The sequence below is a fragment of the Mesorhizobium sp. LNHC229A00 genome (assembly GCF_000502415.1).
In the GTDB taxonomy this organism is placed as follows: Bacteria; Pseudomonadota; Alphaproteobacteria; order Rhizobiales; family Rhizobiaceae; genus Mesorhizobium.
On record NZ_AYWQ01000016.1, the window covers coordinates 130,983 to 145,914 of the forward strand.

10 protein-coding genes and 2 pseudogenes are annotated in these 14,932 nt (G+C 56.0%); 10 read left to right on the plus strand and 2 right to left on the minus strand.

Features of this window, described 5'->3' with window-relative positions:
• Positions 1–123: 123 nt before the first annotated feature.
• Together X742_RS145340 and X742_RS145335 are read right to left on the minus strand one after the other, a co-directional pair.
• Positions 124–906: an SDR family NAD(P)-dependent oxidoreductase gene (locus X742_RS145340; RefSeq protein WP_031248306.1), complete on the minus strand. Its 783-nt coding sequence runs from the start codon at positions 904–906 to the stop codon at positions 124–126.
• Between the two features lie 31 nt (positions 907–937).
• On the minus strand, positions 938–1,966 hold the full coding sequence (locus X742_RS145335) for a Gfo/Idh/MocA family oxidoreductase (protein ID WP_023774313.1): 1,029 nt from the start codon (positions 1,964–1,966) through the stop codon (positions 938–940).
• 808 nt (positions 1,967–2,774) lie between these two features.
• On the opposite strand from X742_RS145335, the gene X742_RS1000000172960 reads away from it, so the two are divergent.
• The 10 genes and pseudogenes from X742_RS1000000172960 to X742_RS0138035 form a co-directional block, all read left to right on the plus strand.
• Positions 2,775–3,065 carry a GNAT family N-acetyltransferase gene (locus X742_RS1000000172960; RefSeq protein WP_348524187.1) on the plus strand — a complete coding sequence of 97 codons (291 nt, stop codon included), beginning with the start codon at positions 2,775–2,777 and terminating at the stop codon, positions 3,063–3,065.
• A 50-nt stretch (positions 3,066–3,115) separates the two neighbouring features.
• Positions 3,116–4,276, plus strand: a complete 1,161-nt coding sequence (locus X742_RS145325) for an ABC transporter ATP-binding protein (protein ID WP_023774315.1) — start codon at positions 3,116–3,118, stop codon at positions 4,274–4,276.
• Complete coding sequence (locus X742_RS145320; protein WP_023774316.1) at positions 4,273–5,178, plus strand: sugar ABC transporter permease; 906 nt, start codon at positions 4,273–4,275, stop codon at positions 5,176–5,178. The genes X742_RS145325 and X742_RS145320 overlap by 4 nt, the downstream gene beginning before the upstream one ends.
• Before the next feature lie 32 nt (positions 5,179–5,210).
• On the plus strand, positions 5,211–6,014 hold the full coding sequence (locus tag X742_RS145315; RefSeq protein ID WP_348524186.1) for a carbohydrate ABC transporter permease: 804 nt from the start codon (positions 5,211–5,213) through the stop codon (positions 6,012–6,014).
• A gap of 24 nt (positions 6,015–6,038) precedes the next feature.
• Complete coding sequence (locus X742_RS145310) at positions 6,039–7,283, plus strand: ABC transporter substrate-binding protein (RefSeq protein ID WP_023774318.1); 1,245 nt, start codon at positions 6,039–6,041, stop codon at positions 7,281–7,283.
• A gap of 258 nt (positions 7,284–7,541) precedes the next feature.
• Positions 7,542–9,419: an HAD-IA family hydrolase gene (locus X742_RS145305; protein WP_245275608.1), complete on the plus strand. Its 1,878-nt coding sequence runs from the start codon at positions 7,542–7,544 to the stop codon at positions 9,417–9,419.
• A gap of 427 nt (positions 9,420–9,846) precedes the next feature.
• Positions 9,847–11,470, plus strand: a pseudogene (locus X742_RS01000000170550) (Na/Pi cotransporter family protein).
• Positions 11,471–12,534: 1,064 nt separating this feature from the next.
• Entirely contained in the window at positions 12,535–13,131 is a 597-nt protein-coding gene (locus X742_RS1000000172965; protein ID WP_084569622.1) for a helix-turn-helix domain-containing protein, read from the plus strand.
• A 117-nt stretch (positions 13,132–13,248) separates the two neighbouring features.
• Entirely contained in the window at positions 13,249–14,214 is a 966-nt protein-coding gene (locus tag X742_RS145290) for a membrane protein (RefSeq protein WP_023693539.1), read from the plus strand.
• A gap of 65 nt (positions 14,215–14,279) precedes the next feature.
• Positions 14,280–14,918 (plus strand): annotated as a pseudogene (locus X742_RS0138035) (quinolinate synthase); the annotation flags it as partial.
• Positions 14,919–14,932 lie beyond the last annotated feature (14 nt).

Here is a 14,932-nt window from a genome sequence, read left to right on the forward strand (position 1 = left end):
GCGGCGGGTGGTGATGGGGAACATCACCGCACCAACAGTGTCCTTGCATGAGCGGCGGAGCTTTTAAGCTCCATCGCTATTGTCGGCCGCCCAATCAGATCGAACTCCTGCCAAGCGTGATGGCTACCAAAGCGTATATCCGCCATCAATCAAGTAGGAGGCGCCGGTGACGTAGGCCGATGCGTCGCTTGCCAGGAAAACAGCCAGCGGCCCAATTTCATCCGGGACGCCGGCCCTGCCCATCGGAACATTCTCAAGAAAAGCCTCGATCACCTCGGGGTTCTTCTCATTCCATTCCTTGTTGATATCGGTCATGAACAGGCCCGGGCAGATCGCATTGACAGTGATCCCGTGCGGCGCCCAGTCTGCACCGGCGCATCGCGTGAAGTGCAGAACCGCTGCCTTGCCCGTTTCGTAGTCGCGCCCCCCGATCCCACGGTTGGCGATCAGGGCGCTGATCGAGGCAATATTGATGATACGTCCTTTTTTCTTGGCCGCCAGCATTGCCGCGCCGGCGATCTTAGTGCCCAGGAAGCAGGTGGTGAGGTTCAGATCAATCATCCTTTGCCAGGTTTCTAGCGACTCCGCCTCAATTGAAACATTGACCTCCCGATTGCCGAGGTTGTTGATCAGGATGTCCGGTGCACCGAGTTCCTTGACGATGCGCTCGAACGTTGTTTCGCACACCGCAGGCACGGCCATGTCGGCCTTGAATGTCCACACCTTTCTTCCGAACGCACTGATTTCAGCGGCTGTCTTATCCAGGGTGTCTTGCGTGCGCCCGGTTATGGCGATATCAGCTCCAGCTTCCGCCAAGGCCATGGCCATTGACCGCCCGAGTCCCCGGCTACCGCCGGTGACGATCGCGCGCTTGCCGTTTAGTCCAAACCACTTTTCAAAGCTCATAGTTTCGCTCCTTATGTTTGAAGGTCCGGTCTCAAAAACAGAGCCTAACCGGGGTTCCCTGAGCGGCTGACTGTTCAATCGCCGCCAGAACTCGGGTAACAGCCAAGCCGTCTTTTGCATCTGCAAGAAGGGGAGCTTCGTCCAGAACGGCATCAACAAACTGCGCGATCGCCTCCAGGACGAAGCCTCCAATGCGGGACGGCCCCGTCGGTGTGATCCCAAGCAAATCGGCAAACTTGGCGCCTTGCGACGTAAGCTTCGTCACAGCACCGTTGTGGGAGGGGTTGGCATTGATCTGGCCCTTGTCGCCAACCAGTTCGATCTTGAAGTCATATGCGATCGGGTTGGCGGTCGAGAGGATCCAGCTGTTTTCCAGCGTGATGACGGCACCCTTAGAAAATTCCAGAGTCGAAATATGCACGTCCTGTGTATCGACGCCCCGTGCTTTCAACACGCCACTGCGAGCGACCGAGTAAACCCTGACCACCTCGTCATTTAGAACAAATCGCAGCGCGTCAACGACATGGCTACCCAAGAACCAAAGCGCAGACGACTTTGCCGCCCAGGACAGCATTTCAAGCGGAACGTACGTGGTGTTGCTGAGGCGCGCATAGCCATGAACAGCATTGCCAATCTCGCCGGCGGCGACGGCGTCGCGCAACTGCACGATGGCCGGATTCACCCGATTGTGGAAATCGACCATCAGTTTGCCGGAGGACTGTGCCGCCGCCTTGGCAACTTCCTCGGTTTCTTCCAGCGTCATTGCCAGCGGTTTTTCGCAAAGCACATGTTTGTTGGCTTTCAGTGCCGCAAGAATGATCGGGGCATGCGTAAAGTCGGGTGTTGCCACGGAGATGGCCTCGACTTCGGGATCCGCGATCAACTCATTGAAGTCGGAATAGGCCGCCGCGCAGCCACTTTGCTCCTTGAATGCGTTTGCCCGTTCAGGCGCAATGTCGCAGACCGCAACCAAGCGTGTTTGGAGCAGAGTGTTGAAGACCCTGGCATGGTTCGCTCCCCAGATGCCAGCGCCAATGATGCCTACTTTTAGTTCCCGCATGACGCCTCCGGTAAAAACGGCCGAGCTGTATGTACGTATCTCACACATACCTCACGAAAGGTCAAGCACACATCGTTTTTTCCGGAAATCGCGCACAACACCTGAGATTCCGCCCCTTGGCTGGTGCAGCTGAGCCTTCTCAGACGGCGGGTATGTATGTATGTTTGACATATATCTAGAAGTTGTGGCATACTTCCCCTGCCTGGCCGACGACTCAGGGTTGTCGCTTGACACTCCCGAGGCGACCACTCGTGTAGGCGCGTGACGGGGACAATCGACGATGCGGGGCACGTCCTAAGGGCCTTCAGATGGACATTGTTAAGTCAAGCCCATGGTGATGAGGGCCGGGCCGCTCGCCGCTCCGGTTTAGATATCAAGCGACCGATCGATCTTCGGACCCGAACGTGCATGCCGGCCCTCGGCTCCTCCCCAGCCTCGCTTATTGCGCGGACAAGGATCTCGATGGCAGCGCGCCCAAAATGGAACACATGGAATAAAACTCCATTGACATAATATCCTGTGGAGTTATATTCCATGAACTGGTAACGGATTAGATCAGTGGTTCACCAATAACTTTCCGGAGTGACAGTGTGATGAAACACGGTCAGACGCTTAGGCGCCTTCACGCGTCAGACGCTAACCCGTTTCGGGACGCACGTTTGCTTGGGCTTCAACTGCACCCCGAATCTTTCGGCTCATCCTATCACGAGGAAGCGGAGCGGCCTCTCGAATGGTTTGAAGCTAAGCTAAGCTAAGCGACAACATTGTCATTGGCGCTAACACGCCAAGCCTTGAGCTGAGCGGCATCATAGCGGTCGAACGAGTGCAATCGACCAAGCAGCGCCATAAGGGCGTAGTCTGGGGTGTATTCATACGGCCGCAATTTCGAGGATGCGGCCTAGGTGACATGTTGATGAACATGCTTTTCGCGCAATGCGAAGGCATGATTGAAGAGCTTCGCCTTACGGTGGCTGAGACGAATGAAGCGGCTCGCCGCCTTTATTTGAGAGCTGGTTTCAGCGATTTTGGCTTCGAGAGGCGCTCGCTGAAGATCGATAATTACTATGTCGCAGAACATCACATGATGAGGCAGCTCTGAGAGTCGAACGTGCGCGTCTGTCCATCGGCCAAAATAAAAGGGATACGAGATTGATCTGCGAAGTGGATAATACCGCGATAGACGTTAAAGGGCTCGTCAAGTCATTCGGAGCGCAAAAGGTGCTCGGCAAGATCGACCTGAAGGTCAGGCGCGGCGAATTTCTTACATTGGTGGGACCATCCGGCTGCGGTAAATCCACTTTATTGAGACTAATCGCCGGCCTGGAAACAGCGTCCGAAGGCGACATTTCAATCGCTGGTCATGACGTAACCAAAGCCCCGCCCAAGCAACGCGACGTGGCGATGGTTTTCCAAAACTATGCGCTTTACCCTCATTTGACTGTAGCACAGAACATGTCCGTGCCTCTGCGGATGAGGAGACTCGGGCGCCTGCAAAGACTTCCGTTGATCGGCTCACTGATGCCGCAGGCATCCGAAAAACTGGCTGACATCAAAGCCGAAGTGGAAGCCGCCGCCCGATCACTTGCAATCGACCATCTCCTCGCAAGGAAACCTGCTCAACTATCTGGTGGACAGCGCCAGCGTGTCGCCCTTGGCCGCGCGATCGTCCGCAAGCCGCAGGTTTTCCTCCTGGACGAGCCCCTTTCCAATCTGGACGCGCAACTGCGGGTCCACATGCGCAGTGAGTTGGTGCAGTTGCACCGGCGCCTCGGCGTGACCCTGATTTATGTAACGCATGATCAGGCCGAAGCTATGACCATGTCGAGCCGGATCGCTGTCATGTTTGCTGGCCAGATTCTTCAGGTCGGAACTCCGGATGCCGTATATGACAATCCGGATCATCTAAAGGTCGCGCAGTTCATTTCCAATCCAGGTCTAAACACTCTACCGCTTGCGTTAATCCTCGGCGGACCACGGGGCCGGCTGATTGATGATGGTCTCGGGACGATTGCCGCAAGCGGCTCCGAGCTCACAGTCGGTTTCCGCCCGGAAGCCTGCGCGCCTGCGGCGTCTGCAGCGGTATCGGACTTGTCTGGCCGTGTGCTGCTGTGCGAGCGTTTTGGCGCGGAAGCCTTTATCCACGTCTTATTGCACGGGGCGCCGGCGCCCGTCATCGTTCGCGTTGAACCAAGCCAAGCATCGGCTCTTCTTCCGGACGATGTAATTCATATCCAGATCGATCCTGCAAAACTTTTCGTTTTCGGAAAGGACGGGATGCGCGTCCGCGTTCAAAGGCGGGCTGCGGCATGAGCGCAAATATCACAAGCAACAACCTTGCCGGCGCTCGGCATGGGTTCCTTTCCGTTCCAACGCTGGTGATGCCAGCGACAATCCTTCTCCTCGCCTTTTCCCTCGTGCCGTCCGCCGTTGTAATCCTGCTTTCATTCACAGATTACGAACTCGGAATGCCGGGACTGCACTTTGTAGGGCTGGGAAACTATTTGGACATGGTGTCGGACCGTATCTTCTGGCAGTCGGTTCGAAATACGGCTCTATACGTCGCGATCGTTGTTCCTGGCTCGATCTTCATGGCGCTTTTAGTCGCGCTGCTTCTAGAGCGCAGGCGTTTCATGACGCGCTTCTATAAAGTCGCATACTTTCTTCCTGTTACAGCAACATTGGTCGCGATGGCCACCGTGTGGGAATTCATCCTACATCCCACGTTCGGACTAGCGAACCACTTGTTGACATCCCTAGGATTAGAGCCGGTACGTTTCCTCGCTGATCCGAACTGGGCGATGGTTTCGCTGGCGATCATCGGCATCTGGCAATCTGTTGGCTTCAATGTAATTCTTTTTCTCGCAGGACTTGGCTCGATCCCACGTGAGATCGACGAGGCGGCGGCCCTCGACGGGGCCGATGGTGGACTTGATCGCTTTCTTACCGTCACTTGGCCGCTACTTGGACCGACCACGTTGTTCGTAACGCTTACGACTGCGGTAAACTCACTTCGCATCTTCGAGTCCGTAGCCGTAATTACTCAAGGCGGGCCAGATAAATCCACAGGGGTTATCCTCTACTCAATTTATCTCGAAGCATTCCGCTACTTTCGAACAGGCTACGCGTCGGCTCTTACCGTCGCTTTTCTCGCCGTTACGGTAACGTTGATCCTCCTTCAGATGCGGGTCTCTGACAGAAAGGTTCACTACTGATGGTACAGAACCGATCCCTCCTTGCTAGTGCAGTGGCACATTCGATTTTGCTCGCCGGCGCCGCTTTCATGCTGATGCCTTTCGTGTGGATGGTAATCACATCACTTAAAACGCCGGACGAAGTATTTACGGCAGATTTTCATCTGCTCCCGTCGAAGTGGGGTGCAACAGCTAATTACATTTCAGCCTTCACTGACGCGCCGCTACTAAGATTGATGCTCAATGGCGCGTTTGTTTCGCTCTCCATCTTGGTCATCCAGGTCGTCATTGCGGCACCTTGTGCCTACGCCCTTGCCAAAATTCCCTTTCGTGGAAGCGGCATCCTAATGTCCTTGGTGCTGCTTGGACTGATGATCCCTATCCAGGTGCCCGCACTGCCGATTTACATCGCGTTCGCTTACGTAGGTCTTCTAGACACCTATACAGCGTTGATTATACCCTTCTCGATCTCTGTTTTTTGCATCTTTCTGCTTCGGCAGTTCTTCAAGACTTTTCCTCATGAGATCATAGAAGCAGCTCGTTTGGATGGTTACTCCGAATGGGGGATCGTCTGGCTGATTGTTGTTCCTTCATCCTGGCCCGCGATCGCCGCCTTCTCCATCTTTTCTGTGGTGGGTCATTGGAACGATCTCTACTGGCCGTTGATCGTCATAACTGACCCAAATCTCGCAACGCCACCTCTTGGACTGATGATGTTTCGTCAATCGAGCCAGGCGGGCGGAAATATCGGTGCACTCATGGCCGCAGGCACCATCGTCATCGCGCCTCTAGTTCTAGCATTCCTGTTTGCCCAAGCACAGTTCATTCGCGGGCTTACAGTCACTGGCCTGAAATAAACCCTCAACATAAAGGTGGAACTCATGAAACTTTTTAGCTTGATTTCGCTCGCCCTTGCATCTCTTGCCGCCTCTCCAGCACTTGCGCAAACAGAGCTCAAGGTTCAGTTTGCCTATCCCTCACATCAGCCCTTTCACCAAGCAATCGCTGATGAATTCATGGCCAAGCACCCGGATATCAAAATTACCTTTCGAGCTCCGGCATCCGACTACGAGGAAGCGCTTCAAACCGTGCTTCGGCAATCAATAACTAAAGACCTCCCAGATATCTTTATATCGGGACTGCAAAAGATCTCCGAACTATCAGCACGCAATATCGCTGTTTCCATGGAACCGTTCATTAAAGCTGAGCCCAACTTCGCCGACCTCGGTTATTCCGATCGTCTGCTGGCCCTTGCGAAGGTCGATGGCACACAATACGGGATTGCCTATGCAACCTCGACCCCAATCGTGTTCTTCAATACAGACCTCGTAAAGAAAGCCGGAGGGGACCCTGACAAGCTTCCAACCGATTGGGATGGTTTGATAAAGCTGGCTGGTGCAATCTCCTCACTCGGTGGCGTGGATGGGATGTATTACGATGTCGGCGATGATGACTGGATGTTTCAAAACCTCATCTTCAATCAAGGCGGAGAACTCTTGACGCCGGATGGCAAGGACGTTGCTTTTGACGGTCCCGAAGGGAAGGCAGCGATCACGCTTTTTAAGCGCTTCTTCACGGAAGGAAAACAAAAGGCGATCGAGTCACGCGCTGCTCGTCAACAATTCGTGGCCGGAACTCTAGGGATCTATTTTACTTCGCCTTCGATCATCAGCACCTTCGAGAAACAGATCGGGGATAAATTCGTGATGAAGACTTCTACTATGCCTCTCGCGAACCCCAAAAAGGCAGGACTACCTACAGGCGGCATGGCTGCCGTTATCACCACACAGGATTCTGAAAAGCAAAAGGCCGCTTGGGAATACATCAAGTTTGCGACTGGGCCTGCGGGCCAGACTATCGTGACCAAAGCAACCGGATACATGCCTGCAAACACCAAAGCTCTTGAACCAGGATATCTTGGCGAATTCCTGAAGGCTCATCCAAACTGGGAGACCAGCTCGCGGCAGATCCCGATCGCCCGCCAGTGGGCAGCATGGCCTGGCCAGAACGGTGTAAAGATTGCAAGTAACATACTCGACAGCATGACACGCATCGCCGGTGGCGCTGACGCACTTCAAACACTCGACAGCATGGCCGCGGAAACACGTGCATTGCTGCCGAAGTGACATAAACTGAAGGATCTACCGCTGGTCCGCATGCTTCACGACAACTGAACAGCCAACGCAGTTTTCATGAGGCGGTTCGTATCGTGCTTTGAAGTCAAAGCATTCTGTTTGATATCGAGCAATGCCGACCAGCGGAAGACTCACCGTGTTCTATGTACGATCAGCCGAGTGTCAGGTCGGAGCATTGGCAAAGACACGCCCGCCAACCTCGATAATCCAAATCTTCTAACATTTCCAAGAGCCAAGCACTTGCTCGTCGTGTCGCTGATGCTGCACGAGGTCGGAGATCGAAAAGAAGCGTTGGCTCAGGGGTCTTCCAAGCCAAGAAAAGAAAAGCCACAAACAATGTCATTGCCTCATTTTCCTCCCGCTAAACTCATCATTTTTGACTGTGACGGCGTGTTGATCGACAGTGAATTCCTGGGTTGCAGGGTGGTGTCAGAAGCGCTTGCAACCATCGGATGCCACATTCCGGTTGAGGAAGTGGTCCGCCGATTTACAGGGATAAGTTTCGTTGAAATGTGCCGTATCCTTGGCGCTGACTATGGTGTGAATCCACCGGCCGAGTTGGAAAATATAATCAAGAACGATGTCGAAGCGGCATTTCATACCGAACTGAAGATCATCAAGGGTGCGGCCAACTTCGTATCCGGCCTTGGCATCCCATTTTGTGTGGCCTCAAGCAGTGCCCCCGCAAAACTTCGCCTTGGCCTTGCGATCACGGGCCTTCTGGAGGCGTTCGAGCCGAATATTTTTAGCGCTGCGATGGTCCCTCAGGGGAAGCCCGCACCTGATATCTTCTTACATGCCGCTAAAGAGATGGGCGTTGCACCCTGTGATGCAGTCGTTGTCGAGGACAGTGTGGCTGGGGTGACGGCCGGGGTGCGTGCCGGCATGCGCGTAATAGGTTTTGTCGGCGGTTCTCATTGCGGGCCGGATCATGCTGCAATGTTGGAACAGGCAGGCGCACAGTTGGTCGTCTCAGATCTCGCGGAAATGTTCTCCTTGCTCGATCTCACGCCACGAGTGACAAATATTCAAAAATCGAAACCGGAGCCGACATCGATGTCAAAAACGCTGAAACCGGTCAAAGTTGCTGTGGTTGGGGCGGGCATATGGGGCGCCAATCATGCGCTCGCCCTGACATCTTACGCGCCAGCGGAACTTTCCGTCATATGCGACATCGATGAGTCACGTGCGAAGGCCGCCGCTGAGCGTTTCGGCTGCGGATGGTCGACTAATCTTGACGAGGTTCTGGCCTCCGATGTGGAGGTCGTGACGATTGCGACGCCTGATCATCTTCATCGTGATCCGGCCGTGGCGGCGTTGCATGCCGGAAAGCATGTTTTGATCGAGAAGCCTATTGCGACAACAGTTTCGGACGCCAAGGCTATTCTCGACGCTGAGCAGAAAGGTGGCGGTATGCTGATGGTCGATTTTCATGCCAGGTGGCATCCTCTGTTTATGGGGGCAAAGAGCTATGCCGAGAGCGGAAAGCTTGGAAAATCGGTTATGGGCTACGCGCGTTTGAGCGATACGATTTGGGTGCCGACTAAGATGCTAGGCTGGGGCGCGCGTTCTGGTCCGGAGTGGTTTCTTATGCCCCATATGATGGACGTTGTACGCTGGCTAATCCAAGAGGAGCCGCGGGAAGTCTACGCAAAAGGGTCAAGAGGAGTGCTAAAAGGTCGTGGCATCGATTGCTTTGATACCATCCAGTCCATGATCACCTTCGAAAACGACGCTGTATTCACACTTGAGAGTTCGTGGATTCTTCCCGAGAGCTATTCGAATGTGGTCGACCAGCGCCTGACACTCTATGGAACTGAAGGTGGTCTCGACCTGAGAAATGAGCCAAATCTCTGGGTTTACACGGACAAGTTCCACACTCCCTTCTCATCGGAAACACTGACTCGCTACGGTAAGGCATGGGGCTTTCAGTACGAGCCAATTAGGTACTTTGTCGACTGCGTCGCTGCCGGTACACGTCCGGAGGCAACTGGATTTGACGGGCTTGTTGTCACCGCGATGATCGAAGCGACTCTGAAGAGCATTGCCGAGAGTCGACCTGTTATGATGGACGAAGTTTTAGGGGATATCAGTCGATTAGGCCTCCGCAAGAAATTTGTCTGCTAATGGAGTTATATTCCAAACAATTGGAGCGATGAAGCGTATTGGGCAGCATTCCATTTGTTACGTATCGTGGGCGGGGCCATCTAAGTCCGGGTTAAATGTGTAATGCGACTGGAAAACTGCGCAGATGTGCTGTTCCGAGCATCGAGTTTCGATGGGAGCGATTGGCGGTTAAAAGATCTTCGCACCGAACATGAAGTGTTGCCGCAGCTGGCCATTCGACTTCGGCAACACGCAAGCGTCCAAAAGGTCACTGAACGTTGTCGTACGCATTTTTGAATGGAGCTTTTGGAAGTGCACACGGTTGGTTCGCCTTTCACACTACCGATTCACGCAAACGTCCGGTGGGTTCTGATTCCATATCCCGGGTCGCGAAAGCATGGCGGCTCTGAGGGACCCACGGTGCTGCGACCCGTTCCCAGGATGGGCAATGCTTGATCTCATTGGCGCAGTCGCACTTCTGCTCTGGGGTCTTCGGTTGGTGAAGACCGGCGTGATCCGCTCGTTTGGCGTAAAGCTGCGCCGATGGATCGGATCCGGCACGCGTAACCGGCTGTTGGCCTTCGGCGTTGGCCTTCTCGCGACGCTCGCCTTGCAAAGCAGCACGGCGACCGCGCTCATGACGGCCACATTCGCCGGAAGCGGGTTTATGAGTCCGATGATGGCTCAGGCCATCATGCTCGGCGCGAATGTGGGCACGAGCTTTGTCACGCGCCTTCTCGCCTTTGACCTTCACTTCCTGGCGCCGCTGATGATCGCGGTCGGCGTGTTTGCCTTTAGCTTCAGCCATTCCAAGGCCGCCAAGGGGCTGTCACGCGCCATCCTCGGACTAGGGTTGATGCTGTTGTCATTGCGGCTTCTCGGTCAGGCCACCGAACCCATGCAGCATTCTCGCGTGCTGGCAGCCCTCATGGCATCACTGGACGCCGTACCAGTGCTTGCCGTGCTTGTCGCTGCGGTACTTGCGTTCGCGGCATCGTCCAGCCTTGCAATCGTGTTGCTGGCAATGTCCCTGACATCGAGCGGAACAGTTACACCCACGCTCGGGGTCGCTCTGGTGCTCGGCGCCAACCTGGGCGGCGCAATCCCTCCCGTTCTAGGCACCTTGAACCAAGGCGCGTTGGCGCGCCGCGTGACAATAGGCAATATGCTGGTACGGCTGATCGGATGCGTTGTTGTCCTACCGTTTATCGAAACGGCAGCTCTTTTGCTGTTGGACGTAAGTCATGGACCCACCGCGCTCATCGTCGATGCGCATATTGCTTTCAATATTCTGCTTGCGCTTATCATGCTACCGGCCCTTCGCCCGCTGTCCTCCCTGATGGGCCACGTCCTACCGGAAGCAATCGAGAATGAGGGGGGACCGCGCCATCTTGATCTCGTTAGTCTCGACAAGCCGGCAATTGCGCTTGCCGGCGCAGCCCGCGAGACGTATCGGCGATTGCGTCACCGAGATGCTGAAAACAAATCTTGAGGCGCTGAGAAAAAATGACACCGGTCGGTCTTCGGGGATCGCCGCCATGGATGACGAGGTCGATGGGCTAAATAGTGCGGTCAAGCTTTACCTCTCCAAGCTTAACAGCACTGCTCTCAACCAGAGGGAGGAGCACCGTTCGAACGAGATCATCAGCTATGCCACCAATCTCGAGCATGTTGGTGATATCGTCGACAGAAATCTGCGCGATCTCGTGGACAAGAAAATACGCAATCAGCTGAGCTTTTCGGCCGAGGGTGCTTCCGAGATCGAAGAACTCTATCGCGTGACGTTGGAAAACCTGCGGCTAGCCCAAAGCATCCTGGTATCTGGCGATGAGCAACTAGCCCGCCAACTGGTCGAGTCCAAAATCGATATCCGCAATCTCGAGGAGCGGTCAGCCGCTAACCATAGAGCGCGACTTCGCGACGGTATGATCGACAGCATGCAGACCAGTTCGTTGCATCTCGATATCCTGCGCGATCTTAAGTGCATCAACGCCCATATAGCAGCGATCGCCTATCCAATCCTCAAGCGCCAGGGCGCACTGCGTGAAAGCCGGATCATGGCGGGAAAGTAGATCGCAAACGATAGGCAGCGCCTCGATCTACTGGAAATCTTCGAGGAGCGGCATCGCCGGAATCGACCCTGATGATGACTCAGCTTCCCGTGGCTACCTGGCACGACATGGTCGGAGAAGCCACTTTAGGGGTCGGAACAAGAACTACTCGAAATCGTACGCTAAGGTCGAACCGATCATGAACATCATGCGACACGCTTTAGCGCCACCGGAAGGCACAGTGTCCTATAGCCTTCCGGCAAATGCTGCTCGCTGTCCCAGGTGTAGATGCCGGTCAGATTAATGTGCTCCCAGCTCTGGCGAACGCCTTGGCGAGCGACCTCCCTTTGGCGATGCCGAGAGCTTCTTCAGGATGGTCGACGGAACGAGGGATAGCGCTGCGGGAATCGGGTTGCGCCGGGACGATCCTTTCCTCTCCAATTTGCCTTGCTATCGCTCATCGCTGATCAACGCGCCGCAATCGACAATCACTTTGTTCGACAACGTTTCAATTCAACCAGCGCTCCGTTCGGCGGAACCTCGACTCGGCGTTGTCGTCGACATCGCGTTGTTCCTGCGACTCGGTCGGCGCTTGGTCGCCCTGAGGCACACCTAGCTGTGAGCCTTCGGGAGGTTGTCCATTCGGACCGGACCGGGAATCCTGGAGTTTAACGGCGGATCAGCGAGCGGTTGACTTTGCGATCACACCAATTCCACAGTGCCATTTATGCGACTTTTCGAGCACAGACCGGGAACATCTGACCGTTTCCATTCATCACCCAAGGCCAGTTTAGCGCTGGAAAAGCCAAAGTGTGGGAGTTCAGAAATGACCGCAACGGGGCCGGAAGCGGGCCGGCAACTTCTGGCATCCGAAAAAGGATAGCAGACATTAAATCCAGTGGATTTGGCTAGAGCATAATCTGACCTGATGGAATCGCTAGGGATTCCCATCGGGGAGAATATCTGATTCATCATGTCGGCTGGGTATGGAGGCCAGCAGGCATGGTTAGAGCCATATCGGNAGGGATTCCCATCGGGGAGAATATCTGATTCATCATGTCGGCTGGGTATGGAGGCCAGCAGGCATGGTTAGAGCCATATCGGAGGATTTGCGTTCGCGAGTGATCGCAGCGGTTGAGAGTGGCCTGTCGCGGCGGGCTGCGGCGGATCGTTTCGGTGTTGCCGCGGCAAGCGCGGTCCGCTGGGTCCGCGAATGGCGAGAGAGCGGCGCGACGCGGGCAAAGCCCCAAGGCGGAGACAAGCGCTCCCATCGGATCGAAGCCTACCGGGATACGATCCTGGCGGTGATCGAAGGTCAGGACGACATCACACTGGTCGAGTTGGCTGAATTTCTCAGGGCGGAGCATGCGGTCGTGTTCGCGCCGAGCACGATCTGGCGCTTTCTCGACCGTCACTCGATGACCTTCAAAAAAANCAGCGAGCAGGATCGGCCCGACGTGCTCGCGCGGCGACGCGCCTGGTTCAAGGCCCAGCCTGATCTCGATCCCGAACGGTTGGTCTTTATCGACGAGACCGGCGCATCGACGAAGATGGCTCGCCTGCGTGGACGGGCAAAGCGGGGCATGCGGTGCCGATCTCCGATCCCGCACGAGCGCGGCTTACTTGCGCTGCCCCAGGGTCAGGTGCCGCGAACGTCGCTTCTGAAACATGGCCGGGTGTAGACCGAAGGTCTAAGCCTTTCATAGAGCAGCCGAGTTGACAGGCGAAATGGCCTGTTACACGCTGGTTAAATCGATTAGGATGTTTCGCAGGGAAAACTCTGCCCAACCCAGGCAACCATGGAAGATCGCCCAAAAGCAACACGCAACGGTAGGGCCGCCGCCAAGGCCAAGCAAGTCGAAGCGGAGCTGATTGCCGTTGTCGTGTCCGTCAATGACGGTGAACCAGCGGTCCTCACCATCGGGCAGGGGGATTGCCTGCCCTCGGGGCCGTTCGCGCTGGAGCATCGATCGCTGCAGTCAGGTCTAAGGGCGTGGGTCGAGAAGCAGACTGGTCATCCCCTCGGCTATATTGAGCAGCTCTATACGTTCGCTGATGCCGACCGCGCCGACGGGCGCCAGCAGCGCGTCATTTCCATCAGCTATCTCGCTTTGACCCGGAAGGAACATGCCACCGGCGCATCCACCTGTGCCTGGCGGAGCTGGTACGATTATTTTCCGTGGGAGGACCACCGCCTCGGAACACCGAAACTGATTGCGGATGTTCTGAAGCCGCGTCTGCTTGCCTGGGCGGCCGATGCCAAGCAAACTGCGACGCGCAGTGAGCGGCGGCGGCGGGCTGCCATTGCTTTCGGGCTCGACGAGCGCCCCTGGAATGAAGAGCTGGCGCTTCAGCGCTATGAGCTGCTTTACGAGGCGGGTCTGGTGGCAGAGGCCACCCGCGACGAACGGTCGATCGCATCCGACTCAACAGCCGGGACAACGATGGTTGCCGACCATCGCCGCATCCTGGCCACGGGCCTTGCGCGCTTGCGCTCGAAGATCAAATACCGGCCAGTCGTCTTCGAGCTGATGCCGCCGGTGTTTACGCTGCTGCAGCTGCAACGGACCGTGGAAGCCCTGGCAGGCCGGCTGATCAACAAGCCTAACTTTCGCCGGCTCATCGAGCAGCAAGAACTGGTCGAGGAGACTGGCGAGACTTCTCTGGATACGGGCGGGCGCCCGGCCAAGCTCTATCAGTTTCGCCATGTCGTGCTGGATGAAACTGCCGTTGCGGGGACAAAATTGCCTCTGGCCCGGGGTTGACACGCTTATAGTCAACCTAGATATATACCCCTTATAGTCGAATGGATTATAAACGGGAGGCGCCGGTGAGCGGGACGATACCTTCGGCCGCGTCCGTGTATCAGCGCGTCCATCGCGTCATCCCCCGAGTGGAATGGGCAGCTTTCAGCGACGACGTCGAGGCCATTCTGGCGCTAAAGCGCGAGCGCAACGCCGTTATCCTGGCGCACAACTATCAAACCCCCGAGATCTTCCACTGCGTGGCCGACATCGTCGGCAACAGCCTGGCGCTGGCCCGCAAGGCAATGACCGTCGATGCGGACATCATCGTGCTCGCCGGCGTGCATTTCATGGCTGAGACGGCGAAGCTCCTCAATCCGGACAAGACGGTGCTCATTCCGGATCTTGGCGCCGGCTGCTCGCTGGCGGACTCGATCACGGCGGACGACGTGCGGCTGATGCGGCAACGCTACCCTGCTGTGCCGGTCGTGACCTACGTCAACACGTCCGCTGCCGTGAAGGCCCAGTCGGACATCTGCTGCACCTCCGGCAACGCTTTGGCTGTGGTGGAGTCGCTTGGCGTTGAGCGGGTGATCATGCTGCCCGATGAATACCTGGCCAGGAACATCGCGGCACAGACTTCGGTCGAGATCATCGCCTGGAACGGTCATTGCGAAGTGCATGAGCGCTTCACGCCAGCCGACATTCGCGAGCTGCGGGATGCCTANTCAGACGTGTG

Excerpts from the sequence above, each read along its gene's own strand:
- X742_RS145310 (WP_023774318.1), top strand. The coding sequence starts at position 6,039 with ATGAAACTTTTTAGCTTGATTTCGCTCGCCCTTGCATCTCTTGCCGCC.
- X742_RS145290 (WP_023693539.1), top strand. The coding sequence starts at position 13,249 with ATGGAAGATCGCCCAAAAGCAACACGCAACGGTAGGGCCGCCGCCAAG.
- X742_RS145340 (WP_031248306.1), bottom strand. The coding sequence starts at position 906 with ATGAGCTTTGAAAAGTGGTTTGGACTAAACGGCAAGCGCGCGATCGTC.
- X742_RS145320 (WP_023774316.1), top strand. The coding sequence starts at position 4,273 with ATGAGCGCAAATATCACAAGCAACAACCTTGCCGGCGCTCGGCATGGG.
- X742_RS145335 (WP_023774313.1), bottom strand. The coding sequence starts at position 1,966 with ATGCGGGAACTAAAAGTAGGCATCATTGGCGCTGGCATCTGGGGAGCG.